This is a genomic window from Rhodococcus sp. T9N, assembly GCF_024436645.1.
Taxonomy (GTDB): domain Bacteria; phylum Actinomycetota; class Actinomycetes; order Mycobacteriales; family Mycobacteriaceae; genus Rhodococcus_F; species Rhodococcus_F qingshengii.
In genome coordinates, this window is record NZ_JAMSKS010000001.1 from 517,842 (window position 1) to 540,617 (window position 22,776).

Below are 22,776 nucleotides of genomic sequence, written 5' to 3' on the forward strand. Positions count from 1 at the left end.
ATGGCCCGTGACTACTACGAAGTACTCGGCGTACCGAAGGGCGCCGGCACCGACGAAATTCAGCAGGCGTACCGCAAGCTGGCCCGCAAGTACCACCCCGATGTGAACAAGGATCCCACTGCGGAGGACAGGTTCAAGGAGGTCAACGAGGCCTATCAGGTGTTGTCCGACCCGGACACCCGGAAACGCTATGACCGATTCGGTGACGACTTCCGGCATGTACCCGAGGATTACGACGAACGGGTGCGGGCAAACGCCGCCGGGTACGGCGGTGGCGGGAGACGGGTGCACTTCGGCCACGGTGTCGGTGGTGAGGGTGCCGTCGACTTCGAAGACCTCTTCGGGCAGATGTTCGGCGGAGGCGGTGGGTTCGGACCGATTCCCGGCGCCGATCAGGAGGCCGAACTGGAACTGGCTCTGGAAGAGGCCTATCAGGGCGGAAAACGCACTCTCAGACTGGACGGACGGCAGTATGACGTCGACATTCCAGCCGGCGTCCTGGACGGCCAGCGAATCCGGTTGGCCGGGCAAGGAGGCCGAGGCAACGGTGACGCGCCGCCTGGGGATCTGTACCTCGTGGTGCGGATCAAACCGCATTCACGGTTCCGCGTGCAGGGTCGGGACATCTACGTCGATCTGCCCGTATCGCCATGGGAGGCGGTTCTCGGGTCGACAGTCGTCGTTCCCACACCGGGCGGAGAGGCGAAAGTCAAAGTGGTGCCTGGCTCTTCGACTGGTAGGAAGCTGCGCCTGCGCGGAGAGGGAATGCCGAATCCGCGCGGTGCCAACGGCAACCTCTACGCCGAAATCAAGGTGATGGTTCCGTCGAAACCGACAGCACGTGAACGCGAACTGTTCGAGCAGTTGGGCGCCGAATCGAACTTCAATCCGAGGAAAGAGACATGAGCACCTCAACGCCGATCACTCAGTACGTATTGGTTCGCCGTACCGGATTGTCGCCGGACGCCTTCGCCGAACGTACTGGCCTGCACCCGGACATGGCACGAAAACTCGTGACTCTCGGACTGCTCGACGCCCACCGCTACGCCGGCGGAGAGATGTCGTTCGACCCATCCGAAGTGACCCACGCCGCACGCATCCAACGACTGCGGACGGGTCTGGGTCTCAACTACTCGGCAATCGGGCTCGTGCTCGATCTGCTGGATCGAATCGAAAGACTCGAAACAGCGGCCCGCAGAAGGAGGACATCCTCATGGACACCGGCAGCTTGACCGAAAAGTCACGAGAAGCCTTGCAGGAAGCCCAGAATGTTGCGACCAGAATGGGCCACACCGAAGTCGACGGAGAGCACCTGCTGCTCGCATTGGTCGATCAGCAGGATGGGTTGGTGCCCCGACTGCTCGAACAGGCCGGCGCGAATGTCGAAGCACTTCGATCCGATCTGGATCGTGAACTGTCGCGTAGGCCGAAGGTCAGCGGCCCCGGCGCGACCCCCGGTCAGGTGATGATCACCCAGCGTCTGGCCAAGCTGCTCGATGCCGCAGAGCGGGAGGCGAAGAGACTCAAGGATTCCTACGTGTCGGTGGAGCATCTTGTGATGGCCCTCTCCGAGGAAGGATCGGCCAGCGCGGCCGGGCGGGTCCTCGCCAGTCACGGGGTCACACGGGACGCCTTCCTCACAGCGCTGACGAAGGTGCGCGGCAATCAGCGTGTCACGTCGGCAACCCCGGAGGGGGCGTACGAGGCATTGGAGAAGTACGGGCGCGACCTCGTCTCCGAGGGACGGGCAGGCAAACTCGATCCGGTCATCGGCCGGGATGCCGAGATACGCAGGGTAACTCAGATCTTGAGCCGGAAAACGAAGAACAACCCGGTGCTGATCGGCGACCCCGGTGTAGGTAAGACTGCGATTGTCGAGGGTCTCGCCCAGCGGATCGTCCGCGGCGACGTGCCCGAGGGCCTACGCGACAAGACGATCTTCTCGCTCGACATGGGTTCTCTGGTGGCCGGTGCGAAGTACCGGGGCGAGTTCGAGGAGCGACTGCAGGCCGTGCTGTCCGAGGTGAAGGCTGCCGAGGGGCGCATCCTGTTGTTCGTCGACGAGTTGCATACCGTGGTCGGAGCGGGCTCGGTCGGCGGCGAGGGGTCTCTCGACGCCGGCAACATGCTCAAACCGATGCTCGCACGCGGCGAACTGCACATGATCGGTGCCACCACTCTCGACGAGTATCGCAAGCACATCGAATCCGATGCGGCACTGGAGCGTCGATTCCAGACCGTTCTCGTCGACGAGCCCAGTGCCGAGGATGCGATCTCGATTCTGCGCGGACTTCGAGAACGCCTCGAGGTGTTCCATGGCGTGAAAATTCAAGACGGTGCATTGGTGGCCGCCGTGACCCTCTCGCACCGGTACATCACCGACCGCTTCCTTCCGGACAAGGCGATCGATCTCGTAGACGAGGCATGCGCTCGGCTCCGCACCGAAATCGATTCGATGCCTGCCGAACTCGACGAGCTCACCCGGAAGGTGACCCGTCTGGAGATCGAAGAGGCCGCACTGTCCAAGGAAACGGACGCGGCCAGCAAGGCGCGCCTCGAAGAATTGCGCAAGGAGCTGGCCGACCTGCGGGCCGAGGCAGACGCCCGGCACGCTCAATGGGAGGCGGAGCGGCAGGCGATCCGGCGGGTGCAAGAACTGCGAGGAGATTTGGAACGGTTGCGCGTCGAGGCCGAGGCCGCCGAACGCAACTACGACCTCAATCGGGCAGCCGAGTTGCGATACGGCGAGATCACCGAGCTCGAACGCCGGCTCGAGGCGGCGGAGGAGCAACTGGCCACCAGACAAGGCCGAAATCCGTTGCTGCGTGAAGTGGTCACCGAAGACGAGATCGCAGAGATCGTGGCCGCATGGACGGGTATCCCGGTCGCCCGGCTGCAAGAAGGTGAGCGGGAGAAGTTGTTGAAGCTCGACGAGATCCTGCACGAGCGGGTCGTCGGTCAGGACGAGGCGGTGCAACTGGTCGCGGACGCTGTGATCCGGGCGAGGTCCGGTATCCGTGATCCTCGTCGACCGATCGGTTCGTTCATTTTCCTGGGCCCGACGGGCGTCGGAAAGACCGAGCTTGCAAAGACATTGGCCAGCGCCCTATTCGACAGTGAAGACAACATGGTGCGCCTCGATATGAGCGAGTACCAGGAACGGCACACGGTGAGTCGGCTCATCGGTGCACCTCCCGGATACGTCGGGTACGACGAAGGTGGCCAGCTCACCGAGGCGGTGCGGCGTAAGCCGTACTCCGTGGTGCTCTTCGACGAGATCGAGAAGGCCCACGCCGACGTCTTCAATACCCTGCTGCAGGTGCTCGACGACGGCCGGATCACCGATTCTCAAGGGAGGCAAGTCGATTTCCGGAACACGGTGATCATCATGACCTCCAACATCGGATCCCAGCATCTCCTCGACGGGGTCACAGCCGACGGCGAAATCAAGCCGGACGCCAGGGAACGGGTGATGGCAGAACTGCGCGGGCATTTCCGCCCCGAATTCCTCAACCGGGTCGACGACATCGTGCTGTTCTCCCCACTCACCCTGCCCCAGATCGAGTACATAGTGGAACTGCAACTCACCGACCTTCGAAACAGGTTGTCGGAGAGACAGATACACCTGGAAATCACGCCGGAGGCACGCCGACTGATCGCCGAACACGGGTTCGACCCTGTCTACGGTGCGCGGCCGCTGCGCCGATACATCGCACACGAGGTCGAAACCAAGATCGGCCGTGCACTGTTGCGCGGCGAGATCAAACCGGACGGCACCATCAGCGTCACGGTGGACGGCGGCGAGCTTGCCGTCGCGTATGCCGAACCCGCCTTCGCGGCGGCCTGAGAAGAGGTAACTGGTCATGGGATCCGAAAAGGTGAAGTGCCCGAACTGCGGCAAGACCAACAACATCCCGGCAGCAGGGGAAGGAAAACCTCGCTGCGGCAACTGCCACGAGCCGCTGCCCTGGATCGCCGCGGCGGGAGACGGTGACTTCGCGGAGATCGTCGAAAAATCCTCGGTGCCTGTGCTCGTGGATCTGTGGGCGACGTGGTGCGGCCCGTGTCGCATGGTCAGCCCCGCGCTCGAGCAGCTCGCCAGAGAACACGCCGGCCAGATCAAGCTGGCCAAGGTCGACGTCGATGCTGCACCCCGGACGGCTGAACGATTCACCGTCCGCGCCGTGCCGACTCTGCTGGTGATGGACCGGGGTGAGGTTCTCGCTCGCCAGTCGGGCGCAGCTCCGGTCCCCCAGCTGCGCACGTGGCTCGATCAGGCGCTCTCGGAAAATGCCGGCGAGGAGGCGAAGTCATGAGTCCTGTCCATGCGGACCCACATGTAACCGCGATCCGGGCCGTGGTGCCCCGTACCCCGCAGGGCTGCGAGGAATGTCTTCGCCTCGGCACCCCGTGGGTGCATCTGAGGCTGTGCCTGACGTGCGGACACGTCGGTTGCTGCGACTCTTCGCCGGGCAGGCACGCGAGTGCTCACGCTCACGCCATCGGGCATCCGATCGTCCAGTCGATGGAGCCCGGCGAGGATTGGCGGTGGTGTTATGTCGACCAGAACTTCGTCTGAGGGCGCCTCACCCATCGGGTACAGCCCGCCGGTCGACGACGAGACCCCGGACGAGGAGGGCGCCTTCCCGCGGCTGACGGACGACCAGGTCGCGAAGCTCGAGGTCGGTGGCTCGCGTCGACCGGTTCACGCCGGCGAGGTGCTGATCCGAGAAGGCGCGCCTGACAACGATTTCGTCGTCGTCCTTTCCGGAAAGATCGCAGTCGTCGACGAAGGCGACGCGGACGGCGAGCGCAGGATACTGCGCGTGCACGGTCCTGGGCGTTTCCTGGGCGAGCTCGGACTCCTGGAAGGCCAGGTGGCGTTCTTCACCGCCGAAGCGATCGAGGACGGCGAGATACTCGTCGTCCCGGCCGAGCAGGTACGCGAGCTGATTGCCCACGATCCCGTGCTCAGCGATTTGATCCTGCGCGCCTACCTTGTGCGTCGGCACTTGCTGATCGGGCTCGGCTCCGGATTCCGGATCATCGGCTCCTGCTTCTCCCCGGATACGTTGCGACTTCGTGAGTTCGCGATGCGAAACCGTCTGCCCCACAAGTGGTTCGACTTGGAACAGGACGAACGAGTGGAGCAGCTGCTACGCAGCCTGAACGTCGCACCCGAGGACACACCCGTCGTGATCTGGCACGGCGAGAAGGTGCTGCGCAATCCGACGAATGCGGAACTCGCACGCGTCGTCGGGCTTCCTGTCCCGGCACCCGTCGCGGACGCAGCCAAGGACGTCTACAACCTCGTCGTCGTGGGTGCCGGACCGGCCGGCCTGGCCGCATCGGTGTACGGCGCCTCGGACGGGTTGAACACGGTGACGTTGGAGCGGATCGCTGCGGGCGGCCAAGCCAGTACCTCATCCCGGATCGAGAATTATCTGGGATTCCCCGCCGGGGTCTCCGGCTCCGAATTGGCCGAGCGAGCCGTGCTCCAGGCCGGGAAGTTCGGCGCCCGCATCCTGGTGTCGGCAGAAGTGACCGGATTGGGATCCGAGGCCGGGAACCATGTGCTCCGACTGGCGGACGGCGGGTCGGTGCACGCCCGGGCCGTTGTGCTCGCCGCCGGGGCGCGGTACCGCAAGTTGGCCGTTCAGGGGATCGAGGCGCTGGAAGGAACAAGCGTGTACTACGCCGCAACGCATCAGGAAGCACGGATATGCGGCACCGACCCGATAGCCATCGTCGGTGGCGGCAACTCCGCCGGCCAGGCCGCCGTCTTCCTCGCCGAGCACGTCTCGCAGGTGCACCTGCTCATCCGCGGCGATGACCTCGGGAAGAGCATGTCCCGATACCTGGTCGACCAGATCGAACACCATCCGCGGGTCACCGTGCACCGGCACACCGAGATTCGTGCGGTCCACGGCGAGAAATACCTCGAAGCAATTGCAGTCGAGGAGAATCGCACCGGCGACCAGGACACGATTCGGGTGCGCGCCCTGTTCGTCTTCATCGGGGCGGTACCGCACACCGGGTGGCTTGCCGACGCGATCGCACTCGACGACCACGGCTTCGTCCTCACCGGTGTGGACGCGATCCACGCACGAGCGGACGGCAGCCTGCCAATCAACGGCGGCCTGTCCAGGACGCTCGAAACCAGCCTGCCCGGCCTGTTCGCGGCGGGCGACATCCGCCGCGGTTCGGTGAAACGAGTCGCATCCGCCGTCGGTGAAGGAGCGATGGCCGTACGCCAAATCCATGAATACTTCGAAAGGAGCTGACGACATGCCAGTAATGGGCACCGTGAAATTCCAGCGGTTCTTCAGGGCAGCGGCCGGACTGCAGGTCGACCGGAACGATCTCAAGCGCTATACCGATTTCATCGACGACAAGATCTACGACGTGATCCTGATCGGGAAAGCCTCCGCGAAAGCAAACTTGCGCGACGTGATCGAACCGTGGGACCTGCCGATCACCAAGGGATTACAGGAGAGCATCCACCGGTTCGAAAAACTCGACGAGGAGATCGAACTTCAACCGCTGCTCGATCAGCTCACGGCCCGCCCGCCCTTGGACGTGGCCCTCTCAGAGGAGACAGAGCAACGACTGCCGCTGATCGCAGGAGGGTTGAGCGTAGCGCTGGCGCAAACCTTCGCCACGGTCGAACCGGACCGCAAGAACCCCGGCACAGCCCAATGGACAGTCGCCTTCGACATCTTCCACCTACTTCTGTGATTACCACCCGTCCCGGCTGACAGCGCGTCTGAGTTCGAATATGCTGTCCGGCTGCGAAAATACCGGTGCGATTCAGAACTGCCTGTCAGTTGGCGTCGACGACGGAGGATTTCCGGCGAGAGGTGCGGTTTCCGCGCTCGATTCTCGAGCAGCGAGAACTCCAGTGAGGGACTCGATTACAGCCCTCAGATCTTCTGCCGTGAGCGAGTTCGGCTTACACGCCGAACCTCTGACACCGGTAGTCCGCGTGGCCAGGCGGCGAGCAGAACTTGTCGATCGCCGATCACTCCTTCGGCTCATCTGAGAACCTTTCGTCTTCACTTTCTCGATCCCCGCATCGGGCGGGCCCTGAGCACTTCTGGGCGCGCACAGCTCAAGGCCCGGCAAGGAGACCAGTGAGGGTGGTATGGCCTTGCCTTGACGAACACCCGCCCGATTGTTTGCCCCCTCGAACGGAACGGGTGCCCCCGACCCGACGAAGGTTATTGCGCACTGCTTGTAGACGACAGGGTCGAAAGTCCCAGTTCCATTGTGATGAGCAAGCTTTGACGGTAGCCGAAGTGTTCTCCCTTACAGCCGGTTCGGTGTGTGCACGAACACCGACATCGTTCGCAGCGACTCCGACGAACGAGCACCCGCGATGTTCGATGCCCGATCCACCCGCAAACATCGGGAAAAGACCTATTTTGCAAAAGCATTCGGAACAGACGTCTGCAAACCAAATACCAGGCACGGGCCACCTTTCCAGGCACCGCGGCTACTGCGCCGCTAGCGTGACGACCAAGATGTTCACCTTGCCATGCAAACGGCCATGTCACTTCTTGGCATCGAAGGCGACTGAACATGATTTATACCGATCGCACTGTTTATGGTTGAAGATGTGCGGACGACATGAACGTCGACTTCGCACGGATAGTGGGTCATCGGTGTTGTGTGCTCAATGCCGACGTCGGTCATACGCCCCGACTCGCACACGCAGAGTCGGGGCTCCGGCGGATCCGTTGCCGCACCGCCGCTACTGACGAAGTGCCGTACCGCGCCGCCCGCTTCGAATCGAGGCCGAAGGCGGCCACCGCTTTTGTCGGGACCAGGCAAAGCAGCGATCTTCAGGGACCGGAACACTTCCCCAAAGCTTCTGGCGCTCTCGGTTGCAGAGTGCTAATTCGTGTGGTTATCATGTTCTCGCACAGTAAGTTCGGTCAACCGCCACAGTGGCGGTGACTTTTCTTTTCACGACATGGGAGGTGTGTTGCTGTGCTTCGTTTCGATCCTTTCACCGACATCGACGCGATCACCAAGTCCGTACTCGCCGCGGGAACCGGCAACGGACGCAGTCCACGGTTCATGCCGATGGACCTCTACAAGGTCGAGGACCAGTACGTCCTGCACGCCGATCTTCCCGGCGTCGACCCAGGATCAGTGGACGTCCGCATCGACGGCTCGACCCTGACGTTGACCGCGCACCGCACCGCCCTCTCCGAAGAGGGTGTGAGCTGGCTGGCGAGTGAGCGTTTCGCTGGAACATACAAACGGCAGCTGTCCATCAGCGACGACATCGACGCCGAACAGATCGAGGCCTCGTACGACAACGGCGTGTTGACGGTGACGTTGCCGATCGCAGAGAAGGCGAAACCGCGGAGGATCGAGGTCTCCTCCGGACCACCCTCCCGAACCGATAACGCCCGATCGACAACACAGGTGCAGATCGAAGCCTGATCCGCCTGGCCCGAACACCGCTTGATGGTGGGGTGACTCCCGAGGACACGCGATGGGTTCTCGGGCCTCACCCACCATCGCTTCGATCTCCCACTGCACACCCGTGGCGCACACCGGTACATCCACCACACGAAAGAATCAGCGCGAGAACCCTTTAGCTGCCATGACTGCATCCACTATCCCCCCGCACGAGCAATCCGACAACACCGACAACACCGAATCCCGCGCGCACACTCCACCCGATTGGTGGGATCACCACCGTCCTATCACCAGCGATGAATACAGCGACATGGCGTTGATGCTCGGTGCACTCTCGATACTGACGTTCTGGATGTTCGGCCTCGGCATCCTCCTCGGTGCCGCCGCCATCGGAACCGCCCTGGCAGCGCGCCGACCCGACACCCCCGGACGCGATCTGGGCGACAACACTGCCGGCGTGGTCGGGATCCTCACCGGCATTGCCGGAATCGCCTTCGGCGCCGTCTTCCTCACTGCAGCACTACCCCACCTGTAGAAAAACCGAATTTTGCACTAGTGGAATCGAATTGGTGCTTGTAGCAGGATCTCACAAGATCTGAAATCCGTCCCACCTTCAGGCGATGGCGGCAGCCACTATCCCCGCGCCATATCGACGAATTTCGAGAGGTGAAGTTGGTGCGCCACAGTGATTGTCGCGGTCGGGCCGTTACGGTGCTTACCCAGAATCAGGTCGGCTTCACCGCCACGGGGATCGTCTCGCTCGGTCGCGTCGGGGCGGTACAGCAGAATCACCATGTCGGCGTCCTGCTCGAGCGATCCGGACTCACGAAGGTCGGCGACCTGCGGACGCTTGTCGGTTCGCTGCTCGGGACCACGGTTGAGCTGACAGATCGCGACAACCGGAACTTCGAGCTCCTTCGCCAAAAGCTTTAGGCTACGGGAGAATTCGGAGACTTCCTGCTGACGGGACTCGACCTTTTTACCCGAGCTCATCAGCTGGAGGTAGTCGATGACGATCAGGCGAATATCGTGTTTCTGCTTGAGCCGCCGCGCTTTTGCGCGGATTTCCATCATGGTGAGGTTGGGGGAGTCATCGATGAATAGCGGCGCCTCACTGATCTCACTCATGCGACGCGCGAGCTTGGTCCAGTCGTCGTCGGTCATCTTTCCGGAGCGCATGTCGCCGAGCTTGATCTTTGCCTCTGCGGACAGCAGACGCATGACGATCTCGGTTTTGCTCATTTCCAGGGAGAACATGACGCTGGCCATGCCGTGCGTGATGGAGCAGGAACGCAGGAAATCCATTCCGAGCGTGGAATTGTGCGTCGGGACCATCGAATGACCGGCCAGGTACATGTGGTCGGCGTTGTCGACCTCGACGCAGCGAACCGGAACACTCGCAATTGGTCGAACATCGACAATGTAGCGCGACCCGCTGCGCGCAGTGCTTTTACTCGCTCGACGCTCCTTGTGCAGCATCGCTTTCCGCGTAAGACCGAACACTTCGTCATCAGTCGAGAAGGTCAAGGTGAATGCAGTCGACGAAGCCTCGGTGCGACCGTTGACTCGCTTTGTGCTCATTTGGCAGCGATAGCCAAGACTGACCACTAATTCCTGGGCATCGCGGACGAGGCGCTCGTTGGTTACCGAAAACTGAACGGAGCCACCGGCAGTCACAGTTCCATCAGTGTCGAGAAGCCCCGCAAGAACCGCACGACGCTGCGCCTCGGACCCACGGAGATACTGGACAGGGATGTGCTTGTTGCCCAGAACACCGACCGTACGTAGGCGTCCTTGTACCGTGCCGTACTCGTTGCGGCACTTCTGGCAAAGTCGCAGCCCGATCGAAGGCCCGCCACAGTGTGAACAAGTCGGCGCGGGAACGGGATCCGACAAGAAGCGGGCTTTGCCGCCACATGATTGGCCGCACGTGCGCACCTGACTGGTGAACGGCACGAAACTCTTGCCGCACACAACGCAATCGCGCGGAGCGACGGGATCTTCCGGAGCTAGTTTAAGGCTGTAGCGCAAATGCGCCGACTTGGACGGAACTGCAACCAGGCCTTCGGCCTCGATCAACATGATGATCTCAGGATCAGCAGTGGTGAATTGTGCGCAAGCGGTAGAACCGTCACCCAGCCAAGCGCCGAGTGTGTACGGCGGGACAAGGAGATCCTGCGTCGGAAGGTCGAGCGGCTTGGCATTCACGACCGAATGATTAACGCGACCATCCGCCGTTGCGCATCGCACCGTCGATGCGATCTCCGCCGTGGTTCGGACCTCGGCGAATGTCTTTTGATTCTTATAGCGGTTGTAACCTGTCTTGGCGTTCTGCGCTGAACGGCGCGAAGCACGCGTCTCCGTCAACCACTGATGCTGCTCGTCGGCCACCAACACTGTTCCATCGGAAAACTCGACCTCGTAGCAAGGACGGTCAACCATCACGTCGGTAGCGGCAACAACCCGCGTCGGCTTGCCGTGGTTGTCGATCAACAGATCGCCGACAGCAACGTCACCCATCGTGGTCCAGCCACTGGGCGTCGCGAGGGGAGTATCGAGGGCAAGCGCCTTGCCCACACCAGGTCTAGCCGCGACGATAATCATCTGACCAGCGTGAAGGCCGTTGGTGATCTCGTCGAGATCCTTGAATCCGGTGGGCACACCGAGGGAAATTCCGCCGCGGCTGGCGATGGAGTCGATCTCGTCCATCGTGGGCTGGAGGAGCTCGGTGAGGGGTACGAAGTCCTCGGTGGTTCGACGCTCGGTGACCTCGAAGATCTCGGCCTGCGCGCGGTCGACAACCTCGGCCACGTCCTGGCCCTCGGTGCCGGCGTAGCCGTACTGGACGATGCGAGTACCGGCGTCGACGAGACGACGCAGCACGGACTTCTCGGCCACGATCTCGGCATAAAAGGCGGCGTTGGCGGCTGTGGGCACTGTCTGGGTCAGCGTCACCAGATAGGCAGCACCACCGATACGGCGGAGCTCACCTCGACGGTCGAGCTCGGCGGAGACCGTCACCGGGTCGGCGGGCTCGCCACGGCTGTAGAGGTCCAGGATCACGTCGTAGACGGACTGGTGGGCGGGCCGGTAGAAGTCACCCGGACGCAGTACCTCGAGGACGTCAGCGATGGCGTCCTTGCTCAGCAGCATGCCGCCGAGCACCGACTGCTCGGCAGTCATGTCCTGAGGTGGCTGGCGTCCGAACTCCTGGTCGGGCTCGGCCTCGGGAGGGCCCGGGTAGTCCGGCCCTGAGAAGTCGGAAGGTCCTCGATCATCTACAACAGCCACAAGCGAGACCTTCCCGTAAAACACTCGACGACACTGCCAGAAACCGCAGCGCCCTCATCATTTGTACCTGCCCCCACCGACATCCCCTAGCCGCATTCGGCCGGGCTGTAGATAGACGCCGAGATGACGTTAGGGACTAGTAGGTCCGCATACAAACCGGACTGTGGATAAAGCTGTGGATGCTTTGTGGAAACTCCCGCCCCACGGTGTGCACCGCCTGTGGAGCATTTGGGGACTACTTTGCTTAGTAACTACAAAAGACCAGGTAGATGGCTATCCACAATTTCACAGGCCTGTTGATGAAAATAGTTTTTCCACAGTCGGCGCGTCGGCGTGTCGGGCGTGTTGCCTCGCCCGATTCGTCACTGATCACCAAGTCGAACATCACAGTGTGAGAGTTATCCCCAGGTCCGATTCGGGACGCTGCCAGGCGGCACACCGCACCCCGAAACAAAACGTCGGGCCCCACACACCGAAGTGTGCGGGGCCCGACGAGACGAACAGTCGACTATGCGCCGACGACGTTCAGGTTGAACTTGGCAACCACATCGGGGTGCAGGTTCACGACCACGGCGTGCTTGCCCGTGTTCTTGATGTGAGCCTTCGGCAACACGATGGAGCGCTTGTCGACAACCGGTCCACCGGCAGCCTTGATCGCAGCAGCGACGTCAGCGACGGTAACCGAACCGAAGAGCTTGCCCGAGCCACCGGCGGTCTTGACCGTCAGCGTTACGGACTCGAGGCCCTCGATAGCTGCCTTGAGCTCCTTGGCGTGATCCAGGCCGCGCACAGCGCGCGCTTCCTGTGCACGACGGATGCCCTCGACCTGCTTCTCGGCGCCACGGGTGGCGACGATTGCCAGTCCGCGGGGGAGCAGGTAGTTACGGCCGTAGCCGTCCTTGACCTCCACGGTGTCGCCAGGCGCACCGAGGTTGTCCACGTCAGCGGTGAGGATGAGCTTCATGTTCTTTCCTCCCTTTCCTTAGCGAGCCACGGTGGCGTAAGGCAGCAGTGCTACCTCACGTGAGTTCTTGACGGCAATGGCAACGTCGCGCTGGTGCTGGACGCAATTGCCGGTGACACGGCGAGCACGGATCTTTCCGCGATCGCTGACGTACTTACGAAGCAACGTCGTGTCCTTGTAGTTGATCTGCGTGTTCTTCTCTTTGCAGAAGGTGCAGACCTTCTTCTTCATAACCTTGTCGCGCAAGGGCGGCTTCGGCATGTCTTTGCTCTTTTCTGGATGTTCCTGATCAGGTACGGATCAGAAGGGCGGTTCGTCGCTGCCCGCACCACCGAAGGAGCCCGAAGCCTGAGGCGCACTGCCCCAAGGATCGTCTCCACCCGAAGGTGCAGCGCTCGGACGTCCGCCACCCGATCCGCCGGAGGAACCGCCGAAGTTGCCGCCTCCACCGCCGCCACCACGGTTGGCCTTGTTGACCTTTGCCGTGGCGTACTTCAGTGAAGGACCGATTTCATCGACTTCGAGCTCGACGACAGTTCGCTTTTCGCCCTCGCGAGTTTCGTACGAACGCTGCTTGAGCCGGCCGCTCACGATTACTCGTGAACCACGGGTCAAGCTCTCCGCGACGTTCTCGGCTGCTTCGCGCCAGATGTTGCAACGCATGAACAGCGCATCGCCGTCTTTCCATTCATTGGAATTACGGTCGAAGGTGCGGGGCGTGGAAGCAACCGTGAAGTTTGCAACCGCGGCACCCGCCGGGGTGAAACGAAGTTCAGGATCAGCCGTCAGGTTTCCGATGACGGTGATGATGGTGTCGCCAGCCATGTGGTTCCTCCTGCATTGATGTAAGACCGTTGGGCGCGAGAGTAGAGCTCGCTACCGACAGTAATTACTTGTTGTGGCGCAGAACCTTCGTGCGCAGAACCGACTCGTTCAGACCGAGCTGACGATCGAGCTCAGCGACGGTGGCGGGAGTGGCGTTGATGTCGATCACCGCGTAGATACCTTCAGCATGCTTCAGGATCTCGTAGGCGAGACGACGCTTACCCCAGACATCGACCTTGTCGATCGTGCCGCCGTGCTGGCGCACAACATTGAGGAACGTATCCAGTGAAGGAGCGACAGTGCGCTCGTCCAGGCTGGGGTCAAGGATGACCATCAATTCGTAATGACGCATAAGACCTCATCACCTCCTGTGGACTAAGTGAAAACGGCCACGGACTATCCGTGGCAGGAGGGTCGTTGCGTCAGCAACCCTCGTAGGTTACACGAGGGGCCTTGACCAGGGAAATCGTCCCGGCCCTCCGGGAAGACCGCCAGGTCGATGCGCGACGCGTGGTGCAGACGCATCACCCCGCGAGCCACTGCGCCCCCTAGGGTGAGAATCATGCGAACAGACCGCAAGACCCCGGCGTCGATCCTGGCGTTGGTCGTCGGATTGTGCGGGCTGACGATGGCGCTGGGCTATTTCAACAAGGCCAGATGCGGCGGTGCACCGTTCGCGCCCGACGGACGAAGCCTGAACTTCGACGTCAACAAGAACATCGACGTCTGCTACTCCGACATTCAGTTGCTCTGGCTCGGACGAGGTATCGATCAGCATCTGTTCCCCTTCGTCACCGGAGGGATAACGCCCGAAGGATTCCTGACCGGCGGAACCGTCGAATACCCGGTGCTCAGCGGAATTCTGATGTGGCTGGGCGGTATCGGCTCACACACCGACACCGATTTCCTTCTGCACTCGGCCCTGATCCTGGCTCCTTTCGGACTGCTCACGGCGTGGATGCTCGGCAAGATGAGCGGCGCGTACGCGCTCGTGTGGTCGGCGACTCCGCCCCTGGTTCTGTACGCATTCCACAACTGGGAGCTCCCGGTGGTGGCCACCAGCGTCGGCGCGATCTTCCTGATGACGTTCGAGCGGATCCCGCTGCGAACTCGCGCGGTTCTGGCGGCCGTCATCCTGGCGATCGGTTTCTGTTTGAAGCTGTACCCGGGAATGTTCGTGCTGCCGCTCATGGCCTACGTGCTTCTACGCGGCACCGAAGGCAAGCGCTACGACGTTCGTGGGGCGCTGATGACGGCGGGCGCGGCGATCGTCACCGTCGTCCTCGTCAACCTGCCGTTCGCCCTCATTTCCTACGAAGGCTGGCGCGCGTCGTTCAGCTTCCAGGAGAAGCGAAGCGCGGACATCACCACCAACTCGGTGTGGTTCTGGGGGTTGCGCCCCTTCTACGGTTTCGGAGTTCGCGAACTCAACGCCGACTACGACGCACTGGTGAGCATCCTGTCTCCGGTGATGATCCTGTTGTCGTTCGCGCTCGCGATGTATCTGGGTTGGCGCCGCTACGTCCGCGACGGCTACTTTCCGTGGATTGCAGTCAGTGCCGCGATGCTGTGCGGATTCGTGTTGCTGCACAAGGTCAATTCACCGCAGTACACACTGTGGATCCTGCCTTTCCTCGTACTGTTCAAGATCCGGTGGTTCTGGATCGTCGCCTATCTGATCGCCGACGCAGCGTTGGGTATCGGCATCTTCCGGTACTTCTACCAACTGGACATGAATCTCGATCCGAGCAAGTACGAGGCCGTCGTCCAGGCGAGCGTGTGGGGCCACGTCATCCTGCTCGCCGTGTTCTTCTTCTTGTTCCTGCGAGTCCCGTTGCGGTATCCGCTTGCCGGTGGGACCGATCAGATTGCCAACTCCGACAACAACCTTCCGACTCACTCACGGGAGCACGCCTGATGACTGCATCATGGTTCGAATCACCGACGCTGACCGGTGATCGTGTCCGACTCGAACCCCTGGGCGTCGCGCACACCGACGCTCTGCTCGCTGCTGCCGACGACCCGGCGATCTTTCGTTGGACCGCATCGCCCATCACCGATCGGGAACAGGCACAGAAGTACATCGCTGTAGCAACCGACGACCCGAATCGGATCGCCTTCGCGCAGGTGAACATCGCGACGAACGCCGTGGTCGGCACTACGTCCATGTACCAGATCGACCCGGTAAACCGCAGTCTTGCAATCGGGTACACGTGGTTGTCGCGATCGGTTCAGGGAACCGGGATCAATCCCGAATCGAAGCTGCTCCTGCTTCGTCACGCCTTCGACCAGCTCGAAGCCGTACGCGTCGAGTGGCACACGGACGAGTTCAACGAACAGTCCAGGGCAGCGATCGCAAAGCTCGGCGCTCAGTTCGAGGGCCTGCTGCGCAAGCACCGACGCCGCGCCGATGGCAGTTGGCGTACAACAGCGCTGTTCGCGATGACCGACGACGATTGGCCGACCATCGCACCTCAGCTCGAGACACGTACCCGAAACTAGCGATCACCTGCACTCTTCGGCCAAGTCCATGCCAAGATTCACCTCATGAGCGATCAGGGTGGGTACGGGTACCAGGGCAATCAGAATTGGCAACCGTCTCCGTACGGGCAGCCCGATCCGTACGGCAGGCGCCCGACGAACACACTCGCGGTACTCGCCCTCGTCTTCGCGTTCCTCATCGCGCCGTTGGGGATCGTCTTCGGGCACATCGCTCGCGGCCAGATCAAACGGACCGGCGAAGAAGGCGACGGACTCGCCCTTGCCGGACTGATCATCGGCTACATCTTCACCGCACTCGGCATCCTGGCCGTGATCGTGTGGATCGCGTTCTTCGGGCTGCTCGCCGCCGCTTTCGGCAACGCCGCCAATGAAGCGAGTTCGCGGAGTCTCACCTATACGACGCCGTACTCGTACTCCACGACCACGACTCGGGCGCCGAGTGCACCCACCACAGCGCCGAAAACGACGACGCCCCCACGCGTCACAACCTCGATCGGACCAGCGCCGACCGTCTCGGGCACCAACCGTCAGGGCTTCATCTCCGGCGGCCCCAGTTGCAACTCCACCAATCCTGCCGTCGCCATCGCCGTCACGACCGGATCACGAATCGTCATCTGCGAAACCGGAGTCGGGCGTTACTACTACAAGGGTCAACGGCTGAGCGACGGCGCCACCATCGAACTCGACGATCCGACGCCCACGGGCAACGGATTCACCGTCACCAACAAGGACGTGACGTACAAGCTCACCTCCGCCGGACTGGTGATCACCGGCAGCGGAGGCGAGCTGGGTCGGGAACCGGCGCTCGAGTTCTGGATGAACTGAAGCGCGTCAGCCGGCACACGGATCCTGATAGGGAACACCGGGCAGGTACCGCTCCCATTCGGCTTCCGTGATGGGAGATCCTGCGGTGCGGCACAATCGATCAACGACGCCGTCGGGGTCGATTCCCCACAAGCGAACGGTCTTGTCCGACCCGCTACCCGCGATCATGTCACTCTCGCCGGCGAACTGAGCGTCGTTGACGCGACCCGGGTAGGCGGACAGCGTCGCAAATCGTGTTGCCTGCGAGGGAGTCTCGATGTCCCAGAGCCAGACGGTTCCGTCGCCGACACCGGCAGCGAGCCGATCACCGGCGCGGTTGAACGAGATCGAATAGATTGCGCCCTCGGGGCCGACGAGACGAGCGAGTTCCTCGGGTGCCGACGGTGTGCGTACGTCCCACACGGCGACACCGTGATCCGCACTTCCAGCGGCCAACAGCGTTCCGTCGGCGCTGAAAGACACTGCTAATGCGTAGCTTTCGAATCCACCCACCGTCGCCGCCACCCGGGGCGACGCTGCGTTCGACACGTCCCACAGATCCACTTCGTTCTTGGCGTTCGCGATCGCCAAGATGTCGGTACCTGGCTGAAAGGCCATCATCTGCGGGTAGGAGCCGACATCGGTCGACGACAACAGTTTCGGAGCCGACGGGTCGGAAACGTCGACCAACGCAATACTGTTGTCGTCCTGCGAGGACACCGCCAGCAGATCTCCGGCGGGATTCAGTGCGACAACCGCCACGATGCCCTTCACATATACCGCAGGCTCGCCGTAGATACGTGGCGACGCCGGATCACTCAGGTCCCAAAGATATGCACCGCCGCCGCCGGTGCCGCTCACAGCCAGGTTCCCGTCTGCCGACACCGCCGACGCACCGCTGAAAGTTTCGGCCCCTTGCGGTTTCAACTCCGGCATCACCGCGGGGCGATCGAGATCCTCGGTGTTCCACGCCAACATCGCGCCACCCCTGGCACCGACGCCGGCCACCAGACGCGAGCCGTCCGCGGCAAAGGGACTGGTGAAGATCGTGTCCCGAGCTCCCGCCCAGACCGGACCCGGAAGAGCCCACACGCGAGTCACACCGTTGAGTCCCCCGGTGACCAGATTGCGGCCGTCATCGCTGTAGTCGACGGTGGTCACCGCCCCACTGTCCGGAAGTGTTTCGATCAATGCCCCGGTTCGGGGGTCCCACACGCGCACGGAGTTGTCGGAACTTCCTGCGGCAAGACGTGTTCCGTCTTTGCCGTAGTTCAGTTCGTTGACGTAGCTGGAAAATCCCGTCAGTGCCTGCAGGGGAGAGGGGCGCGCCGGATCGCTCATGTCCCACCGAACCACCTCCCTGCCAGTGGTTCCCGCCGCGAGCTCACGTCCGTCCGGGCTGAAGGCAACGCCGAGGTAGTGGACGGTGGTGCCGTTGGGCTCGGTCGCGAAGATCGGCGCCGATTCCTCACCCCACTTCGCGACGTCCCACACGCGCAGAGTCGCTTGACGCCCGCCCGCCACGAGGAAACGTCCGTCGGGGCTGAACGTCGCGGTGACAATGCCGTCAGCTGGATGCGGAAGAGCAGGCAAAGCAACGGCATTCGTGGAGGTGTCGATGTTCCATCGCAGGACGTCGGGCGTCGAGGTACCGGCGACCAGCTTGGTTCCGTCTGGGCTGAACTCCATGTCCTGCACTACGCGTTCACCGTCGACGGGAAGTGTTCCACGGACCGGATTCTTCGGGTCCGACACATCCCAGAGTGCAGCGCCGCCGGCACCACCGGTCGCAAGGAGCCGTCCGTCCGGGCTGTAGGCGACGGCAAAGAGGGCCGTGCCCTCCGAGACTCCGAGGAACTCTGCCTGCGGAACGGCTGAGGCAACACCGTCCACCATCGGATAAAGCCTGACCTTCCCGTCCGAACCACCCACCGCCACAACAGTTCCAGCTGGGTTGATCCGGGCCTTCATCGCGCCGGGCGGTCCGATGATGCGAGTAGCCGAATGAACGCCCGACGCATCCAGCAATGCCGAGCGGGCTTCGGTTGTTTCGTTGACCGCAAATGCCGCCAGAGCAAGCTGCGACGCCAGCGACGGATCCCGCTCGCGCATCCTGATCGACTCGGTGGCCACCTGACGCGACATCGCCTCGTCTCGCGCGGTATCTGCTTGGACACGTTGACGATTGGCTCCGATACCGGCGACGGTCGCAACCACCGCCAACACCAGAGCGATCACCGACGCGGCTGCCAACGCAGTCACGAGCCGTCGTAGCACGCGTGTACGTCGGCGATCGGCAAATTCCTGCTGATCACGATGCTCGATGCTCGCGGCGAGGTACTCCCGCTCGGTGGCATTGAGGTCGGCGGCGCGGGTCCGACTCGGTTCCAGTGGGAGCCCGAGTTCGCCCGAACGCAGCCATTCTTCCGTCAGATGAAGACGTGCGGGTCCGAGCAGCGCGCCGGGGTCGCGTCCACTGTCTTCCCACACCTGCGCCGCGTAGGTGAACCTGCGATGCACCGCCAGACCGGCGCGGTCCGAGTCGATCCAATCGCGAAGCCGACTCCACGCGGACAGCAAGACCTCGTGCGAAACCTCGACGGTCTCCTCGTCGACGGTGAGAAGGCGGCGTAAGGCGAACCGGTCGATGACGGTATTCACGTCGTCGACGTCGTCACCGAGGAAGAGTTCGGTGCGCGGTGCCCGCCGACGCGTCTGCGTCACTTCGTCGACGTTGACCAACCGGAGGAAGATCCTGCGCGCCAACTGCTGCTGCCGCTCTGTGAGCTCGCCGTACACTTCCTCCGCGCTTTGCTGGACGGCTCCGGCAATCCCGTCGGTGGCGTAGTAATCCGAGACGGTCAGCGTCTTACGCGTCGACCGTTGCCAGGTCCCCAGCAGTGCGTGCGACAACAATGGCAAAGCTCCGGGGTCGCTGGCCGTGCGCGAGCCGCGTGGTGTCAGCTCGGAGACCAGAACCTGAACCAACTCGCTCTGCACGGTCATCCCGGCCTTGACCGCCGGCTCGACGATCACTTCGCGCAACTGCTCTTCGGTCAGCGGCCCGACCACCATCGGCGAGTCGTCGAGCAGTGGCACCAAAAGCGGTTCCTTCGCCGCGAGCCCGTAGAAGTCGGCACGCATGCCGATGACGACAATGGTGTTCTCACCGAGTTCCGCGAGAGTCTGCAGTATTTCCTCGCGACGATCACCGTCGCACTGCGTCCACAGTTCCTCGAACTGATCGAGCATCAAGACTGTTGGTTCGTCGGAAATCGACGACGGGATTCCTCCCGTACCCGGCTGCCGGATTTCCACCCGCCAGCCGTCGAACCGTGGATCGTCTCCAGCGATCTTGGGGGCGAGCCCGGCCCGCAGCAACGACGACTTACCCGAGCCGGAAGCACCGATCACCATGAACTGACGGCGACGTTCACCCTGTATCGCCGACGCCACCCGTTCCGCCAAATTGGCAGTGAGTTCGTCTCGACCGAAGAACCACTCGGCGTCCTCCTGCCGGAACGACTCGAGACCTCGATACGGAACGGTGGCGTCGCCGCGTCGTCTGGCCGTCAGCTGTCTCACTCGTTGCACCGCACTGATCCAGCGCTCCCGCTCATCCTCGGAATCGACGCCGCAGGCCTCGAGGAGCGCGAAAAACATCGGGGTACTCGCCGGCGTCGGCAGGTGTTGGCCGGCAAACCATCCGCTGACGGTTCCGTGCAAACCACCCGAACGCTCGACGGCTTCGCGGACCGTCAGTCCGGCTGCGTTCCGCAGTGCAGTGAGCGTCTCAGCAAACTGCCCACGCGACTCGATCCGGGCGGGATCGACCTGATTGTGCGTACCGGCTTCCGCCTTCGAGTTCATAGCGACGCACTCTATCGGAGCAGGTAGGGGATTTGTCCGTTGTATGGACTCTGTATCGAGAGAGTTGCACCCGTTCCACTGAGACACCTCGATCGAAATACTCGTCTCAGTCGCACCCCGAGCCAGCAGCCCTTCTGCAAATACGGCAGTCGACGCCCATCCCCTCCGTCGAAAGGCGCTACTCGCATGTCTTCAATCGGCATTTCTCCGAAGATCGAGGCAAACGTGTCCCGAGTCGGCAACCCCAAGCACGGCAAGCACAAGCCGAAGCTGAGCGTCCGCGAGATCGAAGTACTTCTTGCCTGGCTACGTTCGGATTCCAAGTCCGAGGTCGCCGAGACGCTCGGCCTACGCGTCTGCACCGTCAACACACACATCACTCGGATCCGCACGAAGTACAGCGACGTCGGGCGGCCGGCTCCCACGAAGGCAGCATTGTTTGCCCGCGCGGTCCAGGACGGGTACACCACCCTCGACGAGTGGTGACCTCAGACCGTGACGGGTTCCGGTTCCTTCGCCTTGGACGGCTTCAGCCAACCGGGTAGCCAGGCAGGTTGTTTGTCCGGTGCTTGATCGAGAACACCGCCCGCCGGATCGTCGATGAACCCGTACCGCACGAGATCCTCCGACGGCCGGTAGATCTGCCGGAGCACCAGCGCGCACAGAACGAGTACCGCGATGTCCCGGATCACGACTGTTCCGGTGAACCACTGCTCGGGCAGCCCCTTGTTGGACACACCGAGGTAATACATCATTCGTGGAACCCAGACCAGGGCGTCGATGGTCATCCACGCGAGCAGGAGTCTGCGGTGCGGCAAGGCCAACACGGCCAGCGGCACCAGCCACAGAGAATACTGCGGGCTCCACACCTTGTTCGTGAGCAGGAAGCCCGCCACCAACAGGAAGCACAGCTGCGCAACTCGCGGACGACGCTGCGCCGTCAGGGCGACGTATCCGACACCGATGCAGACGGCCACGAACAAAAGCAGAGAGACGGCGTTGAGATTCGACGGCGACTCACCCTGTGCGAGAGGACCGTCGAGGCCCTTCCACGACGTGAACGACGCGATCACGTTGTAGAGCGAATCCGGATCGGCCCCGCGTTCGGAGTTGAGCCGGAAGAACTCGTACCAACCATGGGGGTACAGCGCGGCAATGGGCAGGTTCACCGCAAGCCATGCCGCGACCGCGCTGAGAGCGGTCACCAGCCAGTCCCTCGTCTTGCCCGCGCGCAGACACAGGACCAAGAGCGGTCCCAGTAGGAGCAGCGGGTAGAGCTTCGCGGCGCCGCCCAGGCCGAGCAGGATTCCCGCGAGCACGGGCCGCTTGCGTGCCCATGCCAACAACCCACCCGCCGCGAACGCCGTCGCCAGAGGATCGAAGTTCGTGAACACGTGCACGATCACCAACGGGGAACACGCGATGAGAGCGCCGTCCCACACTCGTCGTCCGGCCAGCAGGGTGCTCGCCCACACGGTGACCAGCCACGCCAACGCCAACCCGAACGCCACGACGTTGAAATAGAGTGCCACCTGAATAGCGCCCGGCAGCCAGGTGATCGAATCCCACGCCTTCGCGACTTTCATTGCGCCGTACTGGTAGAGCCCCGAGATGACCGGATACTCCATGTACCGCATCTGGATCGAACCGTCGCCGCGTACTTCTTCCCACGACGTCTTGTACGGGAATGCTCCCTGATCGAGGCGCTCGGCTCCGTACAGCGGAACGGTATCGGAGTAACACATCGCCACGTACTGACGGCTGCCACTCCAGTCGAGGCCGACCTGCCCGCTCTCGCCGACCGGCGCCTGCTGAATACAGCCCGCCTTGGTGAACCAGCCGAAAGCCAAGAACACCACGGCGAGCAGAAGGATCACTCGCATCGGTGTGAAGAAGCGAGTGCGCCCGATCAGTGCGTGACGACCTACCGGACCGCCGACGGTTCCCGACAGCGCAGACACGATCGCGTCGTTGCGACTGGGAACGTCCCGCCAATCCGCCGAACGAAGATCTTCGGCCAGCGGAGCGGGGGAGGTCGGTTCGGCATCATCAGCATTCGCGGCCACTCCGCGAGGTTACCGTCTTTC

General features: G+C 62.6%; 20 protein-coding genes. 13 read left to right on the forward strand and 7 right to left on the reverse strand.

Features of this window, described 5'->3' with window-relative positions:
- From M1L53_RS02480 to M1L53_RS02520, 9 genes are all read left to right on the forward strand, one after another.
- Entirely contained in the window at nt 1–906 is a 906-nt protein-coding gene (locus M1L53_RS02480; RefSeq protein ID WP_007735552.1) for a DnaJ C-terminal domain-containing protein, read from the forward strand.
- Complete coding sequence (locus M1L53_RS02485; protein WP_054188356.1) at nt 903–1,232, forward strand: chaperone modulator CbpM; 330 nt, start codon at nt 903–905, stop codon at nt 1,230–1,232. Before M1L53_RS02480 ends, M1L53_RS02485 begins: the two co-directional genes overlap by 4 nt.
- Entirely contained in the window at nt 1,214–3,847 is a 2,634-nt protein-coding gene (gene clpB, locus M1L53_RS02490) for an ATP-dependent chaperone ClpB (protein ID WP_054188357.1), read from the forward strand. The genes M1L53_RS02485 and clpB overlap by 19 nt, the downstream gene beginning before the upstream one ends.
- A gap of 16 nt (nt 3,848–3,863) precedes the next feature.
- Nucleotides 3,864–4,316, forward strand: a complete 453-nt coding sequence (trxA, locus tag M1L53_RS02495; RefSeq protein ID WP_054188358.1) for a thioredoxin — start codon at nt 3,864–3,866, stop codon at nt 4,314–4,316.
- The gene (locus tag M1L53_RS02500; RefSeq protein ID WP_007735548.1) at nt 4,313–4,579 is read left to right on the forward strand and encodes a UBP-type zinc finger domain-containing protein; all 267 of its coding nucleotides are present in this window, start codon (nt 4,313–4,315) and stop codon (nt 4,577–4,579) included. The genes trxA and M1L53_RS02500 overlap by 4 nt, the downstream gene beginning before the upstream one ends.
- Nucleotides 4,557–6,284, forward strand: coding sequence for an FAD-dependent oxidoreductase (locus tag M1L53_RS02505; RefSeq protein WP_054188359.1), 1,728 nt, complete (start codon nt 4,557–4,559; stop codon nt 6,282–6,284). Before M1L53_RS02500 ends, M1L53_RS02505 begins: the two co-directional genes overlap by 23 nt.
- A gap of 13 nt (nt 6,285–6,297) precedes the next feature.
- On the forward strand, nt 6,298–6,738 hold the full coding sequence (locus M1L53_RS02510; protein ID WP_024487875.1) for a DUF1931 family protein: 441 nt from the start codon (nt 6,298–6,300) through the stop codon (nt 6,736–6,738).
- Between the two features lie 1,254 nt (nt 6,739–7,992).
- Nucleotides 7,993–8,454 (forward strand): Hsp20/alpha crystallin family protein, encoded by a 462-nt coding sequence (locus M1L53_RS02515; RefSeq protein WP_054188360.1) that lies wholly within the window; start codon nt 7,993–7,995, stop codon nt 8,452–8,454.
- 163 nt (nt 8,455–8,617) lie between these two features.
- Nucleotides 8,618–8,968 (forward strand): hypothetical protein, encoded by a 351-nt coding sequence (locus M1L53_RS02520; RefSeq protein ID WP_039973505.1) that lies wholly within the window; start codon nt 8,618–8,620, stop codon nt 8,966–8,968.
- A gap of 98 nt (nt 8,969–9,066) precedes the next feature.
- Here M1L53_RS02520 and dnaB read toward each other — a convergent pair whose 3' ends face one another.
- From dnaB to rpsF, 5 genes are all read right to left on the reverse strand, one after another.
- Nucleotides 9,067–11,724 (reverse strand): replicative DNA helicase, encoded by a 2,658-nt coding sequence (dnaB, locus tag M1L53_RS02525; protein ID WP_054188361.1) that lies wholly within the window; start codon nt 11,722–11,724, stop codon nt 9,067–9,069.
- Nucleotides 11,725–12,232: 508 nt separating this feature from the next.
- On the reverse strand, nt 12,233–12,688 hold the full coding sequence (rplI, locus tag M1L53_RS02530; RefSeq protein ID WP_007735531.1) for a 50S ribosomal protein L9: 456 nt from the start codon (nt 12,686–12,688) through the stop codon (nt 12,233–12,235).
- An 18-nt stretch (nt 12,689–12,706) separates the two neighbouring features.
- Entirely contained in the window at nt 12,707–12,949 is a 243-nt protein-coding gene (gene rpsR / locus M1L53_RS02535) for a 30S ribosomal protein S18 (protein WP_003941245.1), read from the reverse strand.
- A 39-nt stretch (nt 12,950–12,988) separates the two neighbouring features.
- Nucleotides 12,989–13,513, reverse strand: a complete 525-nt coding sequence (locus M1L53_RS02540) for a single-stranded DNA-binding protein (RefSeq protein WP_003941248.1) — start codon at nt 13,511–13,513, stop codon at nt 12,989–12,991.
- A gap of 64 nt (nt 13,514–13,577) precedes the next feature.
- Complete coding sequence (gene rpsF / locus M1L53_RS02545) at nt 13,578–13,865, reverse strand: 30S ribosomal protein S6 (protein ID WP_003941237.1); 288 nt, start codon at nt 13,863–13,865, stop codon at nt 13,578–13,580.
- 210 nt (nt 13,866–14,075) lie between these two features.
- Here rpsF and M1L53_RS02550 point away from each other — a divergent pair, with 210 nt between their 5' ends.
- From M1L53_RS02550 to M1L53_RS02560, 3 genes are read left to right on the forward strand one after another with little or no spacing between them, the layout of a single operon-like run.
- Nucleotides 14,076–15,431 (forward strand): glycosyltransferase family 87 protein, encoded by a 1,356-nt coding sequence (locus M1L53_RS02550; protein ID WP_007735530.1) that lies wholly within the window; start codon nt 14,076–14,078, stop codon nt 15,429–15,431.
- Nucleotides 15,431–16,015, forward strand: a complete 585-nt coding sequence (locus M1L53_RS02555) for a GNAT family N-acetyltransferase (RefSeq protein WP_054188362.1) — start codon at nt 15,431–15,433, stop codon at nt 16,013–16,015. The genes M1L53_RS02550 and M1L53_RS02555 overlap by 1 nt, the downstream gene beginning before the upstream one ends.
- A 45-nt stretch (nt 16,016–16,060) precedes the next feature.
- Nucleotides 16,061–16,840 carry a DUF4190 domain-containing protein gene (locus tag M1L53_RS02560; protein WP_003941240.1) on the forward strand — a complete coding sequence of 260 codons (780 nt, stop codon included), beginning with the start codon at nt 16,061–16,063 and terminating at the stop codon, nt 16,838–16,840.
- A 6-nt stretch (nt 16,841–16,846) separates the two neighbouring features.
- On the opposite strand, the gene M1L53_RS02565 is transcribed toward M1L53_RS02560, so the two are convergent.
- Nucleotides 16,847–20,689: a helix-turn-helix domain-containing protein gene (locus M1L53_RS02565; protein ID WP_054188363.1), complete on the reverse strand. Its 3,843-nt coding sequence runs from the start codon at nt 20,687–20,689 to the stop codon at nt 16,847–16,849.
- 186 nt (nt 20,690–20,875) lie between these two features.
- Here M1L53_RS02565 and M1L53_RS02570 point away from each other — a divergent pair, with 186 nt between their 5' ends.
- The gene (locus M1L53_RS02570) at nt 20,876–21,175 is read left to right on the forward strand and encodes a LuxR C-terminal-related transcriptional regulator (RefSeq protein ID WP_003941253.1); all 300 of its coding nucleotides are present in this window, start codon (nt 20,876–20,878) and stop codon (nt 21,173–21,175) included.
- A 2-nt stretch (nt 21,176–21,177) separates the two neighbouring features.
- Here M1L53_RS02570 and M1L53_RS02575 read toward each other — a convergent pair whose 3' ends face one another.
- Complete coding sequence (locus M1L53_RS02575; protein WP_007735525.1) at nt 21,178–22,755, reverse strand: glycosyltransferase family 87 protein; 1,578 nt, start codon at nt 22,753–22,755, stop codon at nt 21,178–21,180.
- Between the last annotated feature and the right edge of the window lie 21 nt (nt 22,756–22,776).

Coding starts and splice junctions, on each gene's coding strand:
- rplI (WP_007735531.1), bottom strand. CDS start 12,688: ATGAAGCTCATCCTCACCGCTGACGTGGACAACCTCGGTGCGCCTGGC.
- M1L53_RS02550 (WP_007735530.1), top strand. CDS start 14,076: ATGCGAACAGACCGCAAGACCCCGGCGTCGATCCTGGCGTTGGTCGTC.
- M1L53_RS02485 (WP_054188356.1), top strand. CDS start 903: ATGAGCACCTCAACGCCGATCACTCAGTACGTATTGGTTCGCCGTACC.
- M1L53_RS02560 (WP_003941240.1), top strand. CDS start 16,061: ATGAGCGATCAGGGTGGGTACGGGTACCAGGGCAATCAGAATTGGCAA.
- trxA (WP_054188358.1), top strand. CDS start 3,864: ATGGGATCCGAAAAGGTGAAGTGCCCGAACTGCGGCAAGACCAACAAC.
- clpB (WP_054188357.1), top strand. CDS start 1,214: ATGGACACCGGCAGCTTGACCGAAAAGTCACGAGAAGCCTTGCAGGAA.
- M1L53_RS02555 (WP_054188362.1), top strand. CDS start 15,431: ATGACTGCATCATGGTTCGAATCACCGACGCTGACCGGTGATCGTGTC.
- M1L53_RS02500 (WP_007735548.1), top strand. CDS start 4,313: ATGAGTCCTGTCCATGCGGACCCACATGTAACCGCGATCCGGGCCGTG.
- M1L53_RS02505 (WP_054188359.1), top strand. CDS start 4,557: ATGTCGACCAGAACTTCGTCTGAGGGCGCCTCACCCATCGGGTACAGC.
- rpsR (WP_003941245.1), bottom strand. CDS start 12,949: ATGCCGAAGCCGCCCTTGCGCGACAAGGTTATGAAGAAGAAGGTCTGC.
- M1L53_RS02570 (WP_003941253.1), top strand. CDS start 20,876: ATGTCTTCAATCGGCATTTCTCCGAAGATCGAGGCAAACGTGTCCCGA.
- M1L53_RS02480 (WP_007735552.1), top strand. CDS start 1: ATGGCCCGTGACTACTACGAAGTACTCGGCGTACCGAAGGGCGCCGGC.
- M1L53_RS02520 (WP_039973505.1), top strand. CDS start 8,618: ATGACTGCATCCACTATCCCCCCGCACGAGCAATCCGACAACACCGAC.
- rpsF (WP_003941237.1), bottom strand. CDS start 13,865: ATGCGTCATTACGAATTGATGGTCATCCTTGACCCCAGCCTGGACGAG.
- M1L53_RS02510 (WP_024487875.1), top strand. CDS start 6,298: ATGGGCACCGTGAAATTCCAGCGGTTCTTCAGGGCAGCGGCCGGACTG.
- M1L53_RS02565 (WP_054188363.1), bottom strand. CDS start 20,689: ATGAACTCGAAGGCGGAAGCCGGTACGCACAATCAGGTCGATCCCGCC.
- M1L53_RS02540 (WP_003941248.1), bottom strand. CDS start 13,513: ATGGCTGGCGACACCATCATCACCGTCATCGGAAACCTGACGGCTGAT.